The organism is Salinifilum aidingensis (genome assembly GCF_054782015.1).
This window is the reverse complement of record NZ_BAAGTH010000002.1, coordinates 46,808-65,532: the sequence shown is the minus strand read 5'-3', so window position 1 is coordinate 65,532 and position 18,725 is coordinate 46,808. Positions and strand designations below refer to the sequence as shown.

General features: G+C 74.3%; 15 protein-coding genes and 1 pseudogene. 11 read left to right on the top strand and 5 right to left on the bottom strand.

The genetic code is table 11. From position 1 onward, the window contains the following. Nucleotides 1–64: 64 nt before the first annotated feature. The 4 genes and pseudogenes from ACYVJE_RS03405 to ACYVJE_RS03390 all read left to right on the top strand — a co-directional run bounded on the left by ACYVJE_RS03405 (nt 65) and on the right by ACYVJE_RS03390 (nt 5,143). Entirely contained in the window at nt 65–1,672 is a 1,608-nt protein-coding gene (locus ACYVJE_RS03405; RefSeq protein WP_461143219.1) for a thiamine pyrophosphate-binding protein, read from the top strand. Between the two features lie 39 nt (nt 1,673–1,711). Further along, nucleotides 1,712–3,208 carry a purine-cytosine permease family protein gene (locus ACYVJE_RS03400; RefSeq protein ID WP_461143218.1) on the top strand — a complete coding sequence of 499 codons (1,497 nt, stop codon included), beginning with the start codon at nt 1,712–1,714 and terminating at the stop codon, nt 3,206–3,208. A gap of 64 nt (nt 3,209–3,272) precedes the next feature. Beyond that, a pseudogene (locus tag ACYVJE_RS03395) lies at nt 3,273–4,270 on the top strand (LLM class flavin-dependent oxidoreductase). A gap of 93 nt (nt 4,271–4,363) precedes the next feature. Continuing rightward, the gene (locus ACYVJE_RS03390) at nt 4,364–5,143 is read left to right on the top strand and encodes a 3-oxoacyl-ACP reductase (protein ID WP_461143217.1); all 780 of its coding nucleotides are present in this window, start codon (nt 4,364–4,366) and stop codon (nt 5,141–5,143) included. Nucleotides 5,144–5,218: 75 nt separating this feature from the next. On the opposite strand, the gene ACYVJE_RS03385 is transcribed toward ACYVJE_RS03390, so the two are convergent. From ACYVJE_RS03385 to ACYVJE_RS03375, 3 genes are all read right to left on the bottom strand, one after another. Next, on the bottom strand, nt 5,219–5,914 hold the full coding sequence (locus ACYVJE_RS03385; RefSeq protein WP_461143216.1) for a hypothetical protein: 696 nt from the start codon (nt 5,912–5,914) through the stop codon (nt 5,219–5,221). 166 nt (nt 5,915–6,080) lie between these two features. After that, entirely contained in the window at nt 6,081–6,599 is a 519-nt protein-coding gene (locus tag ACYVJE_RS03380; RefSeq protein WP_459159800.1) for a DUF309 domain-containing protein, read from the bottom strand. A gap of 99 nt (nt 6,600–6,698) precedes the next feature. Then, nucleotides 6,699–6,830 (bottom strand): hypothetical protein, encoded by a 132-nt coding sequence (locus tag ACYVJE_RS03375; RefSeq protein WP_461143215.1) that lies wholly within the window; start codon nt 6,828–6,830, stop codon nt 6,699–6,701. Nucleotides 6,831–6,869: 39 nt separating this feature from the next. Between ACYVJE_RS03375 and ACYVJE_RS03370 the strand changes: the two genes are divergently transcribed. Both ACYVJE_RS03370 and ACYVJE_RS03365 read left to right on the top strand, forming a co-directional pair. Next, a complete protein-coding gene (locus tag ACYVJE_RS03370) occupies nt 6,870–7,862 on the top strand; it encodes a phosphotriesterase family protein (protein WP_461143214.1) in 993 nt (330 codons plus the stop codon). Further along, entirely contained in the window at nt 7,859–9,397 is a 1,539-nt protein-coding gene (locus ACYVJE_RS03365; RefSeq protein ID WP_461143213.1) for a class I adenylate-forming enzyme family protein, read from the top strand. Before ACYVJE_RS03370 ends, ACYVJE_RS03365 begins: the two co-directional genes overlap by 4 nt. A gap of 172 nt (nt 9,398–9,569) precedes the next feature. On the opposite strand, the gene ACYVJE_RS03360 is transcribed toward ACYVJE_RS03365, so the two are convergent. Continuing rightward, on the bottom strand, nt 9,570–12,857 hold the full coding sequence (locus tag ACYVJE_RS03360; RefSeq protein ID WP_461143212.1) for a BTAD domain-containing putative transcriptional regulator: 3,288 nt from the start codon (nt 12,855–12,857) through the stop codon (nt 9,570–9,572). A 122-nt stretch (nt 12,858–12,979) separates the two neighbouring features. Here ACYVJE_RS03360 and ACYVJE_RS03355 point away from each other — a divergent pair, with 122 nt between their 5' ends. From ACYVJE_RS03355 to ACYVJE_RS03340, 4 genes are all read left to right on the top strand, one after another. Then, nucleotides 12,980–13,570, top strand: a complete 591-nt coding sequence (locus ACYVJE_RS03355; RefSeq protein WP_461143211.1) for an NADPH-dependent FMN reductase — start codon at nt 12,980–12,982, stop codon at nt 13,568–13,570. Nucleotides 13,571–13,625: 55 nt separating this feature from the next. Continuing rightward, entirely contained in the window at nt 13,626–14,021 is a 396-nt protein-coding gene (locus tag ACYVJE_RS03350) for a VOC family protein (protein WP_461143210.1), read from the top strand. A 30-nt stretch (nt 14,022–14,051) separates the two neighbouring features. Then, nucleotides 14,052–14,699 carry an MBL fold metallo-hydrolase gene (locus tag ACYVJE_RS03345; protein WP_461143209.1) on the top strand — a complete coding sequence of 216 codons (648 nt, stop codon included), beginning with the start codon at nt 14,052–14,054 and terminating at the stop codon, nt 14,697–14,699. Between the two features lie 133 nt (nt 14,700–14,832). Further along, nucleotides 14,833–15,672 (top strand): aldo/keto reductase, encoded by an 840-nt coding sequence (locus ACYVJE_RS03340; RefSeq protein WP_461143208.1) that lies wholly within the window; start codon nt 14,833–14,835, stop codon nt 15,670–15,672. A gap of 77 nt (nt 15,673–15,749) precedes the next feature. Here ACYVJE_RS03340 and ACYVJE_RS03335 read toward each other — a convergent pair whose 3' ends face one another. After that, a complete protein-coding gene (locus ACYVJE_RS03335) occupies nt 15,750–16,946 on the bottom strand; it encodes a PucR family transcriptional regulator (protein WP_461143207.1) in 1,197 nt (398 codons plus the stop codon). Nucleotides 16,947–17,063: 117 nt separating this feature from the next. On the opposite strand from ACYVJE_RS03335, the gene ACYVJE_RS03330 reads away from it, so the two are divergent. Continuing rightward, the gene (locus ACYVJE_RS03330; RefSeq protein ID WP_461143206.1) at nt 17,064–18,704 is read left to right on the top strand and encodes a thiamine pyrophosphate-binding protein; all 1,641 of its coding nucleotides are present in this window, start codon (nt 17,064–17,066) and stop codon (nt 18,702–18,704) included. Nucleotides 18,705–18,725: the final 21 nt, after the last annotated feature.

Here is an 18,725-nt window from a genome sequence, read left to right as displayed (position 1 = left end):
GCACCGGGCCCCCCGCGCACCGGCGGGGCCGCGGTGACCGCCCCGCGTGGTGCGGAGGACGAGCGTGGCTGAGCGCACCGGAGGCGACCTGGTCGTCGAGTCCCTGCGCGCCCTCGGGGCGCGCACCGTGTTCGGGATCCCCGGGCAGCACGCGCTCGGCCTGTTCGACGCGCTCCGCCGCAGCGGTGATCCGCGGCTGGTCGCCTCGCGCGTGGAGAACAACGCGGCGTTCGCCGCCGACGGCTTCGCCCGCGAAACGGGGCAGGTGGCGCCGCTGCTGGTGTCCACCGGGCCGGGCGCGCTGCTCACGCTCGCCTCGCTGCAGGAGGCGCGGTCCTCCTCGGTTCCGGTGCTGGTCATCTCCAGCCAGGTCCCGCGCGCCGGGTTGGGCGGCGGGCGGCACGGCTACCTGCACGAGCTGCCCGACCAGCAGGCCAGCGCGGCGGGGATCGCGAAGTCCACGCACGTGGTGCGCGACGCCGCGCAGCTGCCGACGGTGCTGCGCGAGGCCTGGCGGACCGCTGCCAGCGCGCCCGCGGGCCCGGTGTGGGTGGAGGTCCCGGAGGACGTGCTGCGCGGGCCGGCGGTGCTGCCGCCGGTGCACGAGCTCCCGGTGCGGCGGGCGCAGCTCGCCCCGCAACCCGAAGCGCTCGCCGAGGCCGCGCGGCTGCTGGACCGCGCCGCGAACCCGGTCGTCCTGGCCGGCGGGGGCGTGGTGCGCGCGGGAGCGCACGAGCAGCTGCGCGCGCTCGCGGAGAAGTTGCGCGCACCCGTGCTGTGCACCTTCGGCGGCAAGGGCGCGTTCGACTGGGAGCACCCCCTCTCCGGGCAGTCCTGGTTGGAGGACCGGCACAGCACCGAGTTCCTCGCCGCGGCCGATGTGCTGCTGGTCGTCGGCTCCGGGCTCGGGGAGCTGTCCAGCAACTACCACACCTTCCGCCCGCAGGGGACGGTCGTCCAGGTGGAGGCGGACGCGGAGAAGCTGGGCGCCAACCACCCGGCGCTGGGGCTGCACGCCGATGCCGCCGAGGCGCTCGGGGAACTGGCCGCCGCGGTGCGCGCCCGGCCCGCCGACGGGGTGGCGGAAACCGCCGTCGCGGCCCTGCTCGACAAGATCCGCTCCCGGTTGGACGGTCAGCAGCTCGACGTGGAGCGCCGGGTGCTGGAGGACGTGCGGGCGGCGCTGCCGGAGGGCGCGCCCAGCTGCTGGGACATGACCGTCCTCGGGTACTGGGCGTGGTCGGCCTGGCCCGGGCGGATGCACTCCGCGCAGGGCGCGGGCGGCCTCGGCTACGGGTTCCCCGCCGCGCTCGGGTGCGCGGCGACCGGCACCCCCGCGCTGGCCGTCTCCGGTGACGGCGGCGCGCTGTACGGCATCGCCGAGCTCGCCAGCGCGGTGCAGCACCAGTTGCCGGTGACCTGGCTGATCGTCGACGACGGCGGCTACGGCATCCTGCGCGAGTACATGCGGGGCGCGTTCGGCGAGAGCACCGCGACCGAGCTGGCCCGTCCCGAGTTCGTCGCGCTGGCGGAGTCGTTCGGGGTCTCCGCGCGGGAGACCGCGGTGCGGTCGCTGCGCGAGGACCTGGCGGCGGCACTGGCCGAACCCGGCCCGAGCGTGGTGCTGCTGCGCCGGCGGCTGGAGCTCTTCGCGCCGACGCACCGTGCGTGACGAGCGAGCCGCACCGAGCCGAGCTGAGCAGGAGAGGACATGGGCGAGCGCGCCACCGACATCGAAGTGCACGGCGTCGAACCGATCCCCGCGGCGGAGCGGACCTCGACGCCGTGGCACCTGTTCCGGTTGTCCTTCGGCGGGGCCAACACCTTCGCCACCGTCGTCCTGGGGTCGCTGCCCATCGCCTACGGCCTCGGGTTCCTCCCCGCGCTGACCGCGACCGTCGTCGGGGTGGTGCTCGGCGGGGCGGTCCTGGCGCCCATGGCGCTGTTCGGGCCGAAGAACCACACCAACAACGCGGTGTCCTCGGGTGCGCACTTCGGCGTGGTCGGCAGGATCATCGGGTCCTTCCTGTCCCTGCTCACCGCCGTCGCCTTCTTCTCCATCTCGGTGTGGGTCTCCGGTGACGCGCTCACCGGTGCGGTCCACCGACTGTTCGGAGTGGACGGTGGCGACGTGCTGCGCGGGGTCTCCTACGGCGTCATCGCCGTGGCCACCCTGGTGGTGTGCCTCTACGGCTACCGGCTGATGCTCGCGGTCAACCGGGTCGCCGTCATCGCGTGCAGCGCGGTCATGCTGCTCGGATTCGCCGCCTACGCCGGGGAATTCGACCCGACGTTCGCCGGGCACGCCGGCTACGCGCTCGGGGAGTTCTGGCCGACCTGGGTGCTCGCCGTGCTCACCGCCGCGGCCAACCCCGTCTCGTTCGGCGCTTTCCTCGGCGACTGGTCCCGCTACATCCCGGACAGCGCGCCGAAACCGACGGTGCTCGCGGCTCCGTTCGGGGCGCAACTGGCCACCCTGCTCCCGTTCGGGTTCGGCATCGCCACCGCCACGCTGGTCGCCGACCCGGACGACTACATCGCCGGCCTGACCGCGATCTCCCCGCCGTGGTACGCGCTGCCGCTGATCGTGGTCGCGCTGATCGGCGGGCTCTCCACCGGCACCACCGCGCTGTACGGCACCGGCCTGGACTTCAGCTCGATGTTCCCCGCGCTGTCCCGGGTGCGGGCCACCGCGCTGGTGGGCACCTTCGCCGTGGTGTTCATCTTCCTCGGGGCGTTCGTGTTCAACGTGGTCGCCAGCATCAACGCGTTCGTCACCCTGATCCTGCTGTGCACGTCGCCGTGGATGGTGATCATGATGATCGGGTACTGGGTGCGGCGCGGCCACTACCTGCCCGACGACCTGCAGGTGTTCAACCGGGGGCAGCGGGGCGGCGTCTACTGGTACGCGCGCGGCGTGAACTGGCGCGCGATGGCCGCCTGGATCCCCGCGACCGCCGTCGGGCTGCTGATGGCGAACACACCGCTGATCGTCGGCCCGCTGGCGGGCGTCGCGGGCGGGGTGGACGTCAGCCTGCCCGCCACGCTCGTCGCGGCCGCACTGCTGTACCTGGCGATGCTGCAGCTGTTCCCCGAGCCGCGCGCGGTGTTCGGCCCTGCCGGCCCGCGGTTGGTGCGCGCTGCCGACCGGCCGGTCGCCGCCGTGCGACCGGTGCGGGCCGGTTCCGAGACGCCCGTGCGCGGCTGAGCCGGTGCGCTCGACGGGCGCCCACGCGCGGAATCCAACCGTTCCCGCTGGCGTTGCCACCGGTGTGACGACACCGCTGCGCTTTTCGGTCCTGGACCGCTCGCTCGTGCGGCACGGGCGGCCCCCTCGGAATCGCTGCACCGCACCGTCCGATTCGCCGCGGAAGCCGAAGCGTTGGGCTATCACCGGTTCTGGGTGGCCGAGCACCACGGAGTTCCGGGTGTGGCCGGTTCAGCTCCGACGGTGCTGGCCGCGGCGGCCGCCTCGGCGACCTCGCGGATCCGGGTGGGCACGGGCGGGGTGATGCTGCCGAACCACCAGCCGCTCGTGGTCGCCGAGCAGTTCGGCGTGCTCGCCTCGTTGCACCCGGACCGGATCGACGCGGGCCTGGGGCGCTCGCTCGGTTTCACCGCGGCGGTGCGCAGTGCTCTGGGAAGCGGCCGGCAGGACGCGGAGCGCTTCGGGGCGCAGCTGGAGGAACTGCTCGGTTACTTCGCCGGCGGAGCGGACGCGCAGGTGCGGGCCGTCCCGGCCGAGGGGCTTCGGATGCCGGTGTTCGTGCTGGCGACCGGGGCGGGTGCCGAGCACGCGGCGCGGGCCGGGCTGCCGCTGGTGATCGCGGCCGTGCGCGGTGACGACGCGCTGCGACGCGCCATCGAGCACTACCGGCAGCGCTTCCGCCCGTCACCGTGGTCCGCGCAGCCCTACGTGGTGCTGTCGCGCTCCGTGGCGGTCGCCGCGAGCACCGAGGAGGCCCGCCGGTTGCTGGTCCCGGAGGCGTGGGCGACCGCGTATTCGCGCGTGCACGGCGTCTTCCCGCCCCTGTTGCCGGCTGACGACGTCCTCGCCCGGGAGATGGGCCGGTGGGAGCGCGAGCAGTTCGACCGGGCGATGCGCGGCCACGTGCACGGCACCGAGGAGGAGGTCGCCTGCGCGCTGCAGTCCCTCGTGGACGGCACCGGTGCGGACGAGGTGCTGGTCACCACCAGCGGTGGTCATGACGAGGACGCCCTGCTCGACTCGTACCGCCGGTTGGCGCGGTTGATCCCCGAGCAACGCTGAGCGGCGGCGACCGGGTCGGCCGGAGGTTCCTGTGCGTCCGCGTCCGCGCGGCGGCCCGCGTGCCGCGCGGGTCCACCCGATACGGTGGCGGCCATGAGCGAGCTCGGTGCGGGAATCGACGGCCAACTCGTCCTGGTCACCGGCGGCGGGCGAGGGCTCGGCCGGTCCCTCGTGCGCGCGTTCGCGGGCCAGGGCGCCCGCGTCGTGGTCAACTACCGGCACAGCCACGAGCAGGCGCACGCGCTGGTCGACGAGATCGGCGAGGGCCGCGCGATGGCCGCGCGCGCCGACGTCACCGACGAGCAGCAGGTCCACGCCCTGTTCGACGCGATCCGGGCGCGCTTCGGCCGCCCCGCGACGACGGTGGTCAACAACGCGCTGGCCGACTTCTCCTTCAACGGGGAGGCCCGGTCGAAGGCCGACGAGATCGGCTGGGGCGAGTTCTCCGCGCAGTTCGACGGCAGCGTCCGCGCCGCGCTGCACACGACGCAGGCCGCGCTGCCGGGCATGCGCGAGCGGGGAGGCGGGCGGATCATCAACATCGGCACCAACCTCTTCCAGAACCCGGTGGTGCCGTACCACGACTACACGGCCGCCAAGGCCGCGCTGCTGTCGCTGACGCGCACGCTGGCCGCCGACCTCGGCCCGGACGGGATCACCGCGAACATGATCTCCGGGGGGCTGCTGCGCACCACCGATGCCAGCGCGGACACGCCGGAGGAGGTCTTCGACGGGATCGCGCGGAGCACACCGCTGCGCCGGGTGGTGACTCCGGAGGAGTTCGCCGACGCGGCGCTGTTCTTCGCCTCCCCGTGGGCGCGCGCGGTGACGGGGCAGAACCTCGTCGTCGACGGGGGGCTGGTCAAGGACTGACCTGCGGCCGCACCGAGGGGCTGCCGCGGGCGGGCCCCGGACCGCCGGTGGACCGGTGGCGCCCGGTCCTCGTCGTCAACGGTGCTCGCCGGCCTGCGCCGGAGGAATCCGGTCCTGACCACGGGGCCTCCCGTCCCAGCGCCACGCCTTCAGGCGGGGGCGCCCGGGCAGCTCGGCTCGTCCGGTGGCCCACAGCAGGGTAGGCCAGGGATCCGTGGACTCCGGTGCGTCCGGGAACAACCGGGTGAGCGCTCGTGCGCACAGGCCGGCGGGCGGGTTCCAGGCGAGCCCGAGCCCCTGTGCCAGGTCGTGCATGTGCACCAGCGTTTCCACGATCCCCATCGCGGCGAAGCCCTCGGGATCGGAGGCACCGAAGACGTGGTGGGCGCGGGTCCGCGGAGGTGCCGTGCGCACCACGGCGACGAGCAGCGCACCGCTCGCCTCCAGCACCTGCAGCAGGCCGGCGGGCCCCGCCTCGCGGTTCGCGTGAATGGCGTTCGCCGGCCCGCCCGGTCGCCGGCTCTCCCACACGAAGGGCACTTGGTCCTCCTGCGGAGGGGCCTTGGGGCCCAGTTGCGCGGCGTAGGCGAAGAGGTCGTCGCTGAGGTGCTCGACGGTTTCCCAGCAGTCCCACTCCAGCGAACCGGCCTTGCCGTCCCACGCCACCGGGGGCGCTTCGCGGAGGGCCGTCACGACGAGCTGCACTGCGAGGTCGAGGTCGTCCGCGGTGACGGGGGACCGGGAGGGTCCTGCCCGGGGTGATCGGGACATAGCAGGACCGTACCGCGTTCGCTCGACGCATGCCGCAGCATTTTTGCAACAGCCGCCTCATATCGGGCAGTCGGTGGGTGGCGCGGCGAAGGAGGAGCGCGAACTCCGCGGAACGGACCGCAGCGGACGGGCCCGCACCGGCGGCGGGCCCGCGCGGCCCGCCGTGTCAGCCGTCGGCGGTGCGCTGCTCGGCAGGCGGCCGCGAACCTTCGGACAGCTGCGGATCGAGCTCGGCCTCGTCGACCGCGTCCAGGCCCGCCCGCTCGATCCGCGTCGCGAGTTCCGCGGCGTGGTCGCTGAGCTCAGCTGCCCGGATGCCGTGCGGGGGATCGGCGGTGTGCGGAGCCATGCCGTCGCTGCAGCGGCGCAGCAGGGACGCGGCGCCCTTGGCGTTGCCGCGGCGGACGTGCGTGAGGCCGACCGCGAGCTGGGCGAGGGCCTTCCACAGCCCGCGCTCCGGATCGGGCGCGTTCTTCCACGCCGCTTCGAGGACTTCGTGCGCGTGGAAGGGGCGTTGGGCGGTGAGCAGGCGCTGCCCCTCGCGCAGGCTCTCCGCGGGCGTCATCACCACGTCCTCGTTGACCCGCTCGACTCCGGCGCTGCCGCGCGGCAGGGGGCGACCGAGCCCGTCCCGCGGTCGCGCGTTCTCCGCCCGACCCCGGACGTTGCGGTCACGTGTGCTCATCGTCGTCTCCACCATCGGGTGGAGCCGGAACTCCCCGGCTCCGCCCCCCACCTTCCCACGGTGCCCTCGACGCACGGCACCGGCGAAGTGCCGCCGGCGTCAGCTGCGGTCGCTGACCTGCTCCGCCTCCTCCTGCAGGTCCTGCGCGGTGTCCCAGCTGGCGAACACCGCCACCCCGGCGGCCCGCGCCCGCTTGACGAACCCGGCCGCATCTCGTGTAATCGCCGTCACATACCGGCCAGTCGGTGAGTGGTGCGGCGAAGGAGGACTATGGGTTCCGTGGAGACGGTGCGCGGCCCGGTGGACGTGGACGAGCTGGGCGTGACGCTGATGCACGAGCACGTCTTCGTGCTCACGCCGGACGTCATGCAGAACTACGGCGACGAGTGGTGGGACGAGGAGGAGCGCGTCGCCGACGCGATCACCAAGCTGCGCGAGCTGAAGCAGGCCGGCGTGGACACGATCGTCGACCCCACGGTCGTCGGGCTCGGCCGCTACCTCCCGCGGGTGCAGCGGGTCAACGCCGAGGCCGACATCAACATCGTGGCCGCGACCGGTCTGTACACCTTCGACGAGATCCCGCACTTCTTCCACTACCGCGGTCCGGGGACGATGCTCGGCGGTCCCGAGCCGATGACGGAGATGTTCGTCCGCGACATCCGCGAGGGCATCGGTCAGACCGGTGTGCAGGCGGCGCTGCTGAAGTGCGTCGTGGAGGAACGCGGTCTCACCGGGGACCAGGAACGCGTGCAGCAGGCCATCTGCGAAACCCACCAGGAGACCGGCGTGCCGATCACGGTGCACACCAACGCGGCGCACCAGACGGGCCGGCTCGCCCTGGACTTCTACGCCTCCCGCGGGGTGGACCTCACCAAGGTCGTCATCGGCCACGCCGGTGACACCAACGACCAGGACTACCTCAAGTGGATCATGGACCGGGGCGCGTCGATCGGCTGCGACCGCTTCGGCCTCGACCTGTTCAACCCCACCCCGGAACGCGTGGCCACCATCGCGTCGCTGTGCGAGCAGGGATACGCCGACCGCATCGTGCTGTCCCACGACGCCGCCTGCTACATGGACTTCTTCAGCGGTGAGGCGGCCCAGCAGGCGCTGGCCCAGGCCGCCCCGAACTGGCACTACCTGCACATCAGCAACGACGTGCTGCCCGCGCTGCGCGAGCGCGGCGTCACCGACGAGCAGATCCGCACGATGCTGGTGGACAACCCGCGCCGCTACTTCGCGGGTGAGGAGGGATCCCGGTGACGAGCACCGAACCCCGTGCGCGCGGTGCCGCGCCCTTCGACACCTCCGGGACCGTCCGCGACGAGCGCGGCCTCGCCCACTACGCGAACCTCGCGCCGTCGCTGGTGGAGATGCTGCGCCGCACCGTCGAGCACCTCCCGGGCCAGGAAGCGGTGGTCGAGGTCGGCGGACCCCGGTTGACCTACCGCGAGCTGTGGGACCGCTCGGCGCGCGTGGCCGGCGGGCTGCGCGCGGCCGGGGTCCGGCGCGGCGACCGCGTCGCCAACCTGCTGCCCGCCGGAGTGGACTGGGTTCTCGGCTTCCTCGGCGCGCAGCTCGCCGGAGCCGTGGCCGTCCCGGTCAACATCCGGTTCGCCCGGCCCGAGGTCGACTACGTGCTGTCCGACTCCGGCGCGAGCGCCGTGCTCACCCCGGAGGACCCCCTGCCCGACGGGGAGCCGTGCGCGGCGGACGACCTCGCCCCGGACGACCTCGCCGCGATCTTCTACACCAGCGGCACGACGGGATCGCCGAAGGGGGCGATGACCACCCACGAGAACTTCCTGTCCAATGTGGAAACAGCGATCCGGGTGATCGGCGTCGACCGGGCCGACGGACCGGACCTGCGCAACCTCGTGTCCGTGCCGCTGTTCCACGTCACCGGCTGCAACAGCCAGCTGCTCGTGCAGCTGGCCATCGGCGGGACCACGGTCGTGCTGCCCGCTTTCGACGTGCAGGAGTTCCTGAGCACCGTCGTCGAGGAGCGCATCAACGTGCTCACCAGCGTTCCCGCGATCTACGCGCTGGCGCTGTCGCAGCCCGACTTCGGCGATTTCGACGTCAGCGGCGTCACGCACCTCTCCTACGGCGGCGCCCCGATCGCGCCGTCGCTGGTCGAGCGGATCAAGGCCGGGTTCCCGAACGCGCGCGTCGGCAACGGGTTCGGCCTGACCGAGACGGCGTCGATCGCGACCTACCTGCCGCACGAGTGGGCCGCCGAGCACGCTGATTCGGTCGGCTTCGCCGCGCCCGTGGTGGACCTCGCCGTCGACGAACCCGATCCGGAAGGGGTGGGGGAGCTGCTCATCCGCGGTCCCAACGTGGCCGCCGGCTACTGGAACAAACCGGAGGCCACTGCGGCGACGTTCGTCGACGGTTGGCTGCGCAGCGGGGATCTCGCGCGCATCGACGAGCAGGGGCTGGTCCACGTCGTCGACCGCGCCAAGGACATGATCAACCGGGGCGGGGAGAACGTGTACTCGGTCGAAGTGGAGAACGCCCTCGCCGGCGCCCCGGGGGTGGCCGACGCCGCGGTCGTCGGCGTGCCGGACGACGTGCTCGGCGAGAAGGTCGGGGCGGTCCTCGTGCCTGTGCCCGGCTCCGAGTTCTCCGTGGACGCGGTGCTGGAACACCTGTCCACCCGGCTGGCCGACTTCAAGGTCCCGCAGTACGTCGACGTGCGCAGCGAGCCCCTGCCGCGCAACCCCGGCGGGAAACTCCTCAAGGGCAACCTGCGCGAGCAGACCGAGTGGGGCTCCCCGGTGCGCGGACGCTAGCGGCGGAGGGTTCCGGCAAGGGACCGCGCGGGTTGGCCGGCGAGCCGGAGCGACCCGCTGGACGTCTACCTGTCCGCGGCGCTGGGGATGCTGACCAACTGCGCCCCGTTCGACGTGAGCGGCCGCCCAGCCGCCGTGGCGGCGATCCGGCGGGGACCGACGGGCCCGTCGGCTACGCCGTGCCCGAGCGCTCCGCCTCGCCGGTGAGCGGCCCGAGCAGCGCGCCGAGCTCGGCGGTCTCGCCGCGGTGCCGGGCGGCCTCCTGCGCCGCTTCGTCGAGGTGCTCCCGCACGGACTGCGCGATGCGGTCGACGTCGCCGCGCTCGGCGGGCGGGAGCGGCGCGTGCACGGCGTCGCGGCGAGCGGCCGCGGCGGCGAGCAGGGCCGCCGCGTGCTCGTGGTCACCGGCCAGCGTTCGAACGCCGGCCAGGCCTTCCAGCGCCAGCGCCACCGCGCGCGGGTCGCCGGTGGCGCGCGCCGCCGCGAGCCCGTCGAGGTGCAGACCGCGCGCGGTGTCGACCTCGCCGCGCTGCTCGGCGGTGAACCCGAGCTGGGCGAGCACCCAGGCCTGGCCGACCTGGTAGCCGATGTGCCGCTCCCAGGACAGCGCCGGGCGGAGGTAGTCCTCCGCGTCGTCGAGCAGGCCCTGGCGCCGGGCGGAGAGGCCGAGCCCGCCGCGGGCGAAGTTGGCGCCTCCCTCGTGCGAGTGCTCGCGGGCCAGTCGCAGGGCCCGGTGGTGGTAGGCGTCGGCAGCGCGGTGATCACCCGCCAGCAGGGCGAGCCGGCCGAGGCGGGAGAGCTGCTCGGACGCGGTCGGCCACAGGCCCAGCTCCTCGGCCTTGCGCAGCGCCTCCTGGTGCAACCGGGCGGAGCGGTCGTACTCGCCGGCGATCTCGGCGAGCATGCCGAGCACCTTCGCCGTTTGCGCCTGCCCCCAGCGGTCGTCGAGCTCGGCGAACATCGCAGCGGCCTGCTGCCCGAGCCGGCGGGCTTCGTCGAGATCGCCGTGCAGCACCGCCTGGTCGGCCTGGGTGTACAGCGCGGCGGCGACGCCCCACCGGTCGTCGAGCTCCCGGAACCCCCGCAACGCTTGGTCGACGAGCTCCTCGGCGGCCTCCTGCTCGCGCAACCCGCCGACGAACCCGAGCAGCCACTGCGCGCGGGCCAGCGCGGCGGGCTCGTCGAGACCGTTGTGCAGCGCGAGGGCGGAGCGGCTCTCCCGCAGCGGCGCCGGATCGGTTCCGATGAGCGCGCCGAACACCGCCCGCCAGGCCGTGGCATCGGCCCGGGCGGTGGCGGGGGCCTCGCCGGGCATGCTCACCGCCAGGTCGAGCGACCGGTGCGCCTGCCGGTAGGTCCCGCGCAGGAACCAGTACCACGCCGCGGCGGTGGCCAGGCGCAGCGCCAGCACCGGCTCGCAGTGGTGGACCGTGGTGGCCAGCGCCGTGCGGAGGTTGGCCGCTTCGGTGTCGAGGCGCTGCAACCAGTGCCGCTGTTCGGGACCGCGCAGCGAGTGGTCGGCCCGCTCGGTGAGATCGGCGTAGTAGCGCGCGTGCCGCAGCTGCACCCGCTCGGTTTCGCCGGCTTCGTCCAGGCGCTCGCGGGCGTAGGCGGCGATGGTTTCGAGCAGGCGGTAGCGGCGTCCCCCTGCGGTGTCCGACACGGCCACGAGCGACCGGTCGACCAGGCGGGCGAGCACCCCCGCCACCTGGTCGGAAGGAACGTCCTCGCCGGCGCAGACCGCCTCGGCGGAATCGAGCTCGCAGTCGCCGCCGTGCGCGGAGAGCCGTCGCAGCACCGCGCGTTCGCCCTCGTCGAGCAGTTCCCAGCTCCAGTCGATCATCGCCCGCAGCGTCCGCTGCCGCGCGGGAGCATCGCGGTGACCGGCGGTGAGCAGCTGGAAGCGGTCGCACAACCGGACGGCGAGGTCGTGAACGCCGAGCGCGCGCACGCGGGTGACGGCGAGTTCCACGGCCAGGGGCAGCCCGTCGAGCTGCCGGCAGATCGAGGTGATCGCGCGCGCGTTGTCCGGGGTGAGCCGGAAACCGGGCACCGCCGCGGCCGCGCGCGCCACGAACAGCTCGACGGCCGCGGAGCGTCCCGCGGCGTCCACCTCGGCCTCGTCCGCCTCGGGCTCCGGAAGCACCAGCGGCGGCACCGGCTGCAGCCGCTCACCGGCGAGGCCCACGGGTTCGCGGCTGGTGGCCAGGACCTGCAACCGCGGCGCCGCGGCCAGCAGCGCCGCGGTGATCCGCGCGACCGGTTCGACGGCGTGCTCGCAGTTGTCGAGCACGAGCAGCACGTGCCGCGGCGCGAGCGCCTGCGCCAGCCGCTCTGCGGCGGGGCAGGGCTCACCCGGCGGGGGAGCGGCCGCGGCCACGTCATCGCGCACCCCGAGGGTGGAACCGACCAGATCGGCCAGCGCGCCGACCGCGTCGGTGTGCGCCGTCGGGTCGAACGCGGCGAGGTCGACGACCCAGACGCCGTCGGGCAGCGCGTCCGGTCGTTCCGCCGCGCGCCGTGCCGCCACCTCCAGTGCGAGGCGCGTCTTGCCCACGCCGCCCGGCCCCGTCAGGGTCACCAGGCGCGCGGAGTCCAGCTCGCGCGACAGCTCGGCGGCGGCCGACTCCCGGCCGACCAGCGGGCCGAGCGGTGCCGGCAGGTTGGTGCGCACCGCCGTTCCGCTGTCCGCTCCGCTGCGCTGCTCGCCCTGCAGGCCCGGGTCGTGGGCGAGGACGGCCTGCTGCAGCTCGGTGAGCTCCGGGCCGGGGTCCAGTCCCAGCTCCTCGGCGAGCCGGGTGCGCAGCCGGCTGTAGGTCTCCAGCGCTTCGGCCTGGCGGCCGCACCGGTACAGCGCCCGCATGTGCGCGGCGTGCAGCCGCTCCCGCAGCGGGTGTTCGTCGAGCAACCGGCCCAGTTCGGGCACGAGCGCGTGGTGCTCACCGAGCGCCAGGCGCGCGTCGACGCGGTCCTCCACCGCGGCCAGCCACTGCTCGGTCAGCTCCTCGATCGCGGCGCGGGCGAAGGCGTCCTCGGTGAACTCGGCGAAGGCGGGGCCGCGCCACAGGGCCAGCGCCTCGCCCAGCGCCGCGGCCCGCTGCGCGGGGTCGGGCAGGGCGCGCGCGGAGGTGAGCAGCGCGGTGAACCGCCCGGCGTCCACGGCTTCCGGCGCGGCGTCCAGGCGGTAGCCGGCGTCGGTGGAGACCACCAGCCCGCGCGCCCCGGCCTCGGCGCTGCCCAGCGCCCTGCGCAGCTGCGAGACCTTGGCCTGCAGGGCCGCGGCCGGGTCCCGGGGTGCCGCGGCTCCCCACAGGTCGTCGACCAGCCGCTCGGCGGGGACACCGCGGCCGGGGCGCACCAGCAGGCAGGCGAGCAGGGCGCGGACCTTGCGGCCGGGCACGGTCACGGCCGCGCCCTCCTCGGTCCACACCGCCAGTGGTCCCAGCACACCGAACCGCATGGGCCCAGGTTACGGCGTGGACCGGCCGCACCGACCGCCGACGTCAGTCGACGAGCAGTGCTCCGCAAGTGCCGGCGCGCACGCTCAGGGGCGCAGTCGACAGCACGGCGAGGGAGGCAGCGATGAGCACTGAGACGGCCGGTGACGGCGCGGTCCGGGTCCTGGGGATCTCCGGGAGCCTGCGGTCCGGCTCCTACAGCACGGCCGTGCTGCGGGCCGCGGCCGCACTGGCGGAGCCGGGCGTGCGGTTGTCGCGGTGGCGGGGGCTCGGGGAGGTCCCGCCGTTCAACGAGGACGACGAGGAGCACCCCGCGGAGGCGGTGCGCCGCATGCGCGCCGCGGTCGACTCCGCGGACGCGTTGCTGATCGCGACCCCGGAGTACAACACCACCGTTCCCGGGCAGTTGAAGAACGCGGTCGACTGGGCATCCCGACCCGAGGGGGAGGGCGTGCTGCTCGGCAAGCCGATCGCCGTGGTCGGCGCGAGCCCCTCCGACTACGGCGCCGCGTGGGCGCAGGCCGCATTGCGCAAGGCGGTGGCCTCCTGCGGCGCGCAGGTGGTCGAGCGGCACCTGTGCCTCGCCCGTGTCGACGAGGCGTTCGGTCCCGGCGAGGAGCTCCGGGACCCGGGGCAGCGGGCGCAGTTGGCGGAGATCCTCACCGAGCTCGGCGCGGAGGCGCGTCGCGCCCTCCGCACTTCCGGTGCCGCGTGAGCGGGGCACGTCCCGACAACGCGAGATGACCAGCACACCGCGCGAAGGAGCAACCATGACCGTCGAGCTCAACCACACCATCATCACCGCCAGCGACAAGGCGGCTTCGGCCGCTTTCCTCGCCGACCTGCTCGGGCTGCAGGTCGGTGAGCCCTACGGCCCCTTCCTGCCCGTGGAAACGCACAACCGGGTCACGTTGGACTACCTCGACGCCGGCCAGGAGCGGATCAGCCCGCAGCACTACGCCTTCCTCGTCTCCGAGGCCGAGTTCGACGTCGTCCTCGACCGCGTCCAGCGGGCGGGCGTGACCTTCTACGCCGACCCCGCGTACGAGCAGCCCGGGCGGATCAACCACGGCGACGGCGGGCGCGGGGCGTACTTCAGGGACCCCGACGGGCACAGCATGGAGATCCTCACCCGCCCCTACGGCAGCGGGCAGACGCAGCGGTGACCCCCGAACAGCGGAGAGGAGGAGACGACGATGCGGCAGATCCGGAACGACCTGTGGGAGACGGAGGCCGAGTACCCGGCTCCCGGACTGAGCACGCACGCCTACCTGTGGCTCGCCCCGGGCGGGAACGTGCTGTTCTACAACACGACCCTGGGCACCGAGCTCGACCGCGTGGCCGAGCTCGGCGGGGTGAACCACCAGTACCTGAGCCACCAGGACGAGATCGCGCCCTCGCTGCGCACGATCAGGGACCGGTTCGGCGCGTCCCTGCACGCCAGCGCGGCCGAGGCGGCCGCCGTGCGGGAGACCTGCCCGGTCGACGACGCGTTCGACGGGCCGCGCACCCGGGACGGGATCGACGTGATCCCCACTCCGGGGCACACCCCGGGCAGCACCTGCTTCCTCGTGCACTCGCCCGCGGGGGAGACCTACCTGCTCACCGGTGACACGATCGTGCGCGACGCCGAGGGAGGGTGGTTCGCGGGCCACATCCCCGGCATGAGCGACCGCGAGGCGCTGGAGCGGAGCCTGGCCGAGCTCGCGGCGCTGCGCCCGGACGTCGTGATCTCCAGCGGTTTCGTCGGGGAGACCGGGGTGACCGAGCTGGGCGAGCGGGCCTGGGCCGACTGCGTCGAGCAAGCGCTGCGGTCGCTGGGCCCCGAGCGCAGCCGGCGGTGAGTTGCCGCGCGCAGCGTCGGCGCGGACCTGCGGTGGCCGGACCGGCCACCGCAGGTCCGCGCACCACCGGTCGAGGCCCGCGGCGGTGCTCCGGTGGAGCCGCACCGCTGCGGGCGGCGATACCGTGGGGCCCGTGATTCCGAGGATTGCGCTACGCGACAGCACGACCATTCCGCAGTTGGGATTCGGCACGTACAAGGTGCCGCCGGAGGAGACGGCGGAAGCCGTCGGCCACGCGCTCGAACTGGGCTACCGCCACATCGACACCGCTCAGATGTACGGCAACGAGCGGGGAGTCGGAGAAGCGATCGCGAAATCCGGCATCCCCCGCGACGAGCTCTACATCACCAGCAAGCTCAACAACGACAAGCACGACCCGGCCGATGTGCGCAGCTCGTTCGACGAGACGCTCGACGCGCTCGGAGTCGACCACCTCGACCTGTTCCTGGTGCACTGGCCGCTGCCCACGCGCTACGACGGCGACTACGTCTCGACGTGGCGGGCGATGGCGGACCTGGTCGGGGACGGGCGCCTGCGCAGCGCCGGGGTGTCCAACTTCCAGCCCGAGCACCTGGACCGGATCGTCGGCGAGACCGGGATCGCGCCCGTGGTCAACCAGATCGAGGTCCACCCCCACTTCCGCAACGAGGCGGCCCGCGCCGCCACGGCCCGCCACGGCGCCGCGGTGGAGGCGTGGAGTCCGCTGGGGCAGGGCACGCTGCTCGACGACGAGGTCATCGGTCGGATCGCCACCGCGCGCGGCAAGGAGCCCTCGCAGGTCGTGCTGCGCTGGCACGTCCAGCGCGGTGACGTGATCTTCCCGAAGTCGGTGCACCGCGAGCGCATGGCCTCCAACACCGCCCTGTTCGACTTCGAGCTCTCCGCCGAGGAGATGTCCGAGATCGACGCGCTGGACCGGGGTGAGAGCGGCCGCGTCGGCCCCAACCCGGACACCTTCGACCGCATCGGCTGAACGCGCCCGGTGCCGGGAGCCACCGCGGAAGGCGCTTCCGGCACCGGTCCGCGGAGCGGGCGCCCGAGCGGCGCCCGCTACTCGCGCCCGCGGACGTGCAGCGCGTCGTGCAGCTTGAGCGCCACGTGCAGGGACGCGGCGCGCCAGCCGTCCTCCAGCACCCCGCCCCCGAGGAGATCGCGGATGCGCTCGAGCCGGTAGTACAGCGTGGACCGGTGGACCGCCAGCGCCCGGCACGTCGGCACGGCGCTGCGCCCGTGGTCGAGGTAGGCCAGCGCGGTCCGCTGCTGCTCCCGCGTGCCCCGGTCCAGCAACCGGGCGGCGTCCTCGCTGAGCTCGCGGACGGTGGCCGGTTCCAGCGGCCAGCCGTGCAGCAGGCGCCACGATCCGAGCTCGGACCAGTCGAGCGCGCGCTCCCGGCCGAGCAGTTCGGCGACGGCGGCCGCGAACCCGGCGCGGGCCGCGGTGCTCTCCACCGCGAGCGGTGCGGCGGCCGCGGCCCGGCCGATGACCTGGACGCGGTAGCCCGCGTTCCGGAGGCGCTGCCGGAGGTGGTTCTCCAGCGCCTCGGCCTCGCGCGGGCAGGTGTGCCGGGCGATCGCGGTGAGCCGGTGCGCGTCGCAGCGGGCGAGGTGCGGCCGGCCGATCGGGGAGCGCGCGAGTTCGAGCTGGGGGTCCGTGGTGAAGCACGTCGCCGCGGGCTGCGGGTGCAGTTCCGCGACGTGCACGACGAGCTCGCCGTCCTCGGGCAGGAGCGCGCGCGCCCGCGCCTCCTCCACCGCGGACTCGGACGTGGCCCGGACCAGCGCCGCGCCGGCGAGGCGCCGCACCTCGTCGGCGCGGTCGCGCAGCGCGGCGTCCTCGGTGCCGATGAGCGGCGCCAGCTGCCGCACGGTGCGGGACGTCGCCTCCCCCTCCTCGGCGGTGACCGGCGGCTCGTCGAACAGCCAGAGGTAGCCGGCGAGGGCGCCCTCCTGGCGGATCGGGAAGCACACCCGCGCGAGCATCCCGTGCTCCTCGTTGTCCGGCAGGCGCACCGGCTGGCGGGCGGTCTCGATGCCGTGGCTGAGGATCCACGGCACCGGGTCGGGCGGTGGTGCCCGGTCGATGATCGCGGCCACGCGCTTGTGGTCGATCGCGCCGATCTGAGCGCTCGCGCAGAGGAACTCCAGCGCCGCGTTGTCCACGACCACGGAGCGCCCCAGCTGCTGGGACAGCTCGTCGACCAAGGACTGCACGCGGCTCAGGTTCTCCCCGACCCCCGGTTTCGACATGTGTCCAACCTAGTTCCGCCCCGTGTTCGGGGACAACTGCGCGTGCGCGGCGCGAGGATGAAATCGGCTCCGGGCACCCCGGGGCGAGATCCGCCTCAGCACACGGGAGGAGGGCTGATGACCACCGTTTCCGCGGCGGTCGCCGAGGTCGTCGCCGAGCACGCCACCGAGGTCTTCGCCCTGATGGGCAACGGGAACGCCCACGTCACCGACGCGCTGGCGCGGCACGGCCGCACCACGATCACCGCGGTGCGCCACGAGGCCGCGACGGTCGCCTCCGCCGACGCCCACCACCGCATCAGCCGCCGCACCGCCGTGGCCACCACCACCTACGGCCCGGGCTTCACCAACGCGCTGACCGCGCTCGCCGAAGCCCGCATGGCCCGCACGCCCCTGGTGTACGTGGTCGGCGACGCCCCCACCACGGGGCCCCGCGCCGCCGACGTCGACCAGCGGGGACTGGCCGCGGCCGTCGGTGCGCCCGCGGTGGCGGTGGATGCGACCGGCCCGCGCGCTGCCGCGCGCCGCGCCTTCGAGATCGCCGCCGCCCGGAGGGTCCCGGTGGTGCTCCTGGTCCCGTACGACATCGCCACGAGCGAAGCCGCCGAGGAGGAACCGCGGGCCGGGATGCCGCTGCCCGCGCCGACCCCGGAGGTGGACCGCGCCGCCGTGGCCGAGGTGGGCTCCGCGCTCGCCGCCGCGCGGCGCCCGCTCGTCCTGGCCGGCCGGGGAGCGCGCCGCGCCGCGGGGCGGCTCGGCGAACTCGCCGACCGCCTCGGCGCGCTGACCGCCAGCACCGCACCCGCTCGGGGAACCTTCGCCGGACGGGAGTGGGACCTGGGCGTGTGCGGCGGGTTCGCCTCGGAGGAGAGCTCCAAGCTCATCCACCAGGCCGACGTGGTCCTCGCCGTCGGAGCTGGGCTGAACCAGTTCACCACCGCGTTCGGCACCCAGTTCGCCCGCGGGGCGACGGTCGTCCAGGTCGACCTCGAACCGGCGTGCCCGCAGGCGCACCGGCACCTGGCCGGCGACGCCGAGGAGGTCACCACCGCGCTGCTGGAGGAACTCGGCGCGGGGGCGCCCCCGGAGGAGCGCTGGGACGGCCTGGCGCAGCACGCCCGCAGCTCGCAGCTGCACCGCAGCCGCGACCGGGGCGAGGAGTGCGCCCAGGACGGGCGGCTCGACCCCCGCAGCGCCATGGCGCGGCTCGACGAGGTCCTGCCGCGCGAGCGCCAGGTCGTCACCGATGGCGGGCACTTCCTCGAGTGGCCCAGCACCTACCTGGACGTGGCCGCACCGGACGAGCTGGCCATGGTCGGCACCCACTACCAGTCGATCGGGCTGGGGTTCCCGTCGGCCCCCGGTGCCGTCCGCGCCCGGCCGGAGGCGACGACGGTCGTGGTCACCGGCGACGGCGGCGGCCTCATGGGACTGCCCGACCTGCACTCGCTCGTGCGCGCGGCGCGCAGCGCGGTCGTGCTCGTCGTCAACGACGCCTGCTACGGCGCCGAGATCCACCAGTACGGCTCGCGCGGGCTCGACGAGCGGGTCATGAACATCGACCGGACCGACTTCGCGGCGCTCGCCCGCGGTTTCGGCGCGAGCGGCGTGACCGCCGCGACGTTGCGCGACCTCGACGCCGTCGAGGACTGGGTGCGCTCCGGTGCGCGCGGCACCCTCGTCGTCGACGTGCTGATCACCCGCACCGTCGTGGCACCGCACATGCGGGAGGTCGTCGAGAAGGCGCTGGCGGGGTGACCGGGACCGGGGACCGCACCC

Coding starts and splice junctions, on each gene's coding strand:
- ACYVJE_RS03400 (WP_461143218.1), top strand. CDS start 1,712: ATGGGCGAGCGCGCCACCGACATCGAAGTGCACGGCGTCGAACCGATC.
- ACYVJE_RS03390 (WP_461143217.1), top strand. CDS start 4,364: ATGAGCGAGCTCGGTGCGGGAATCGACGGCCAACTCGTCCTGGTCACC.
- ACYVJE_RS03385 (WP_461143216.1), bottom strand. CDS start 5,914: ATGTCCCGATCACCCCGGGCAGGACCCTCCCGGTCCCCCGTCACCGCG.
- ACYVJE_RS03380 (WP_459159800.1), bottom strand. CDS start 6,599: ATGAGCACACGTGACCGCAACGTCCGGGGTCGGGCGGAGAACGCGCGA.
- ACYVJE_RS03370 (WP_461143214.1), top strand. CDS start 6,870: ATGGGTTCCGTGGAGACGGTGCGCGGCCCGGTGGACGTGGACGAGCTG.
- ACYVJE_RS03360 (WP_461143212.1), bottom strand. CDS start 12,857: ATGCGGTTCGGTGTGCTGGGACCACTGGCGGTGTGGACCGAGGAGGGC.
- ACYVJE_RS03355 (WP_461143211.1), top strand. CDS start 12,980: ATGAGCACTGAGACGGCCGGTGACGGCGCGGTCCGGGTCCTGGGGATC.
- ACYVJE_RS03350 (WP_461143210.1), top strand. CDS start 13,626: ATGACCGTCGAGCTCAACCACACCATCATCACCGCCAGCGACAAGGCG.
- ACYVJE_RS03345 (WP_461143209.1), top strand. CDS start 14,052: ATGCGGCAGATCCGGAACGACCTGTGGGAGACGGAGGCCGAGTACCCG.
- ACYVJE_RS03335 (WP_461143207.1), bottom strand. CDS start 16,946: ATGTCGAAACCGGGGGTCGGGGAGAACCTGAGCCGCGTGCAGTCCTTG.
- ACYVJE_RS03330 (WP_461143206.1), top strand. CDS start 17,064: ATGACCACCGTTTCCGCGGCGGTCGCCGAGGTCGTCGCCGAGCACGCC.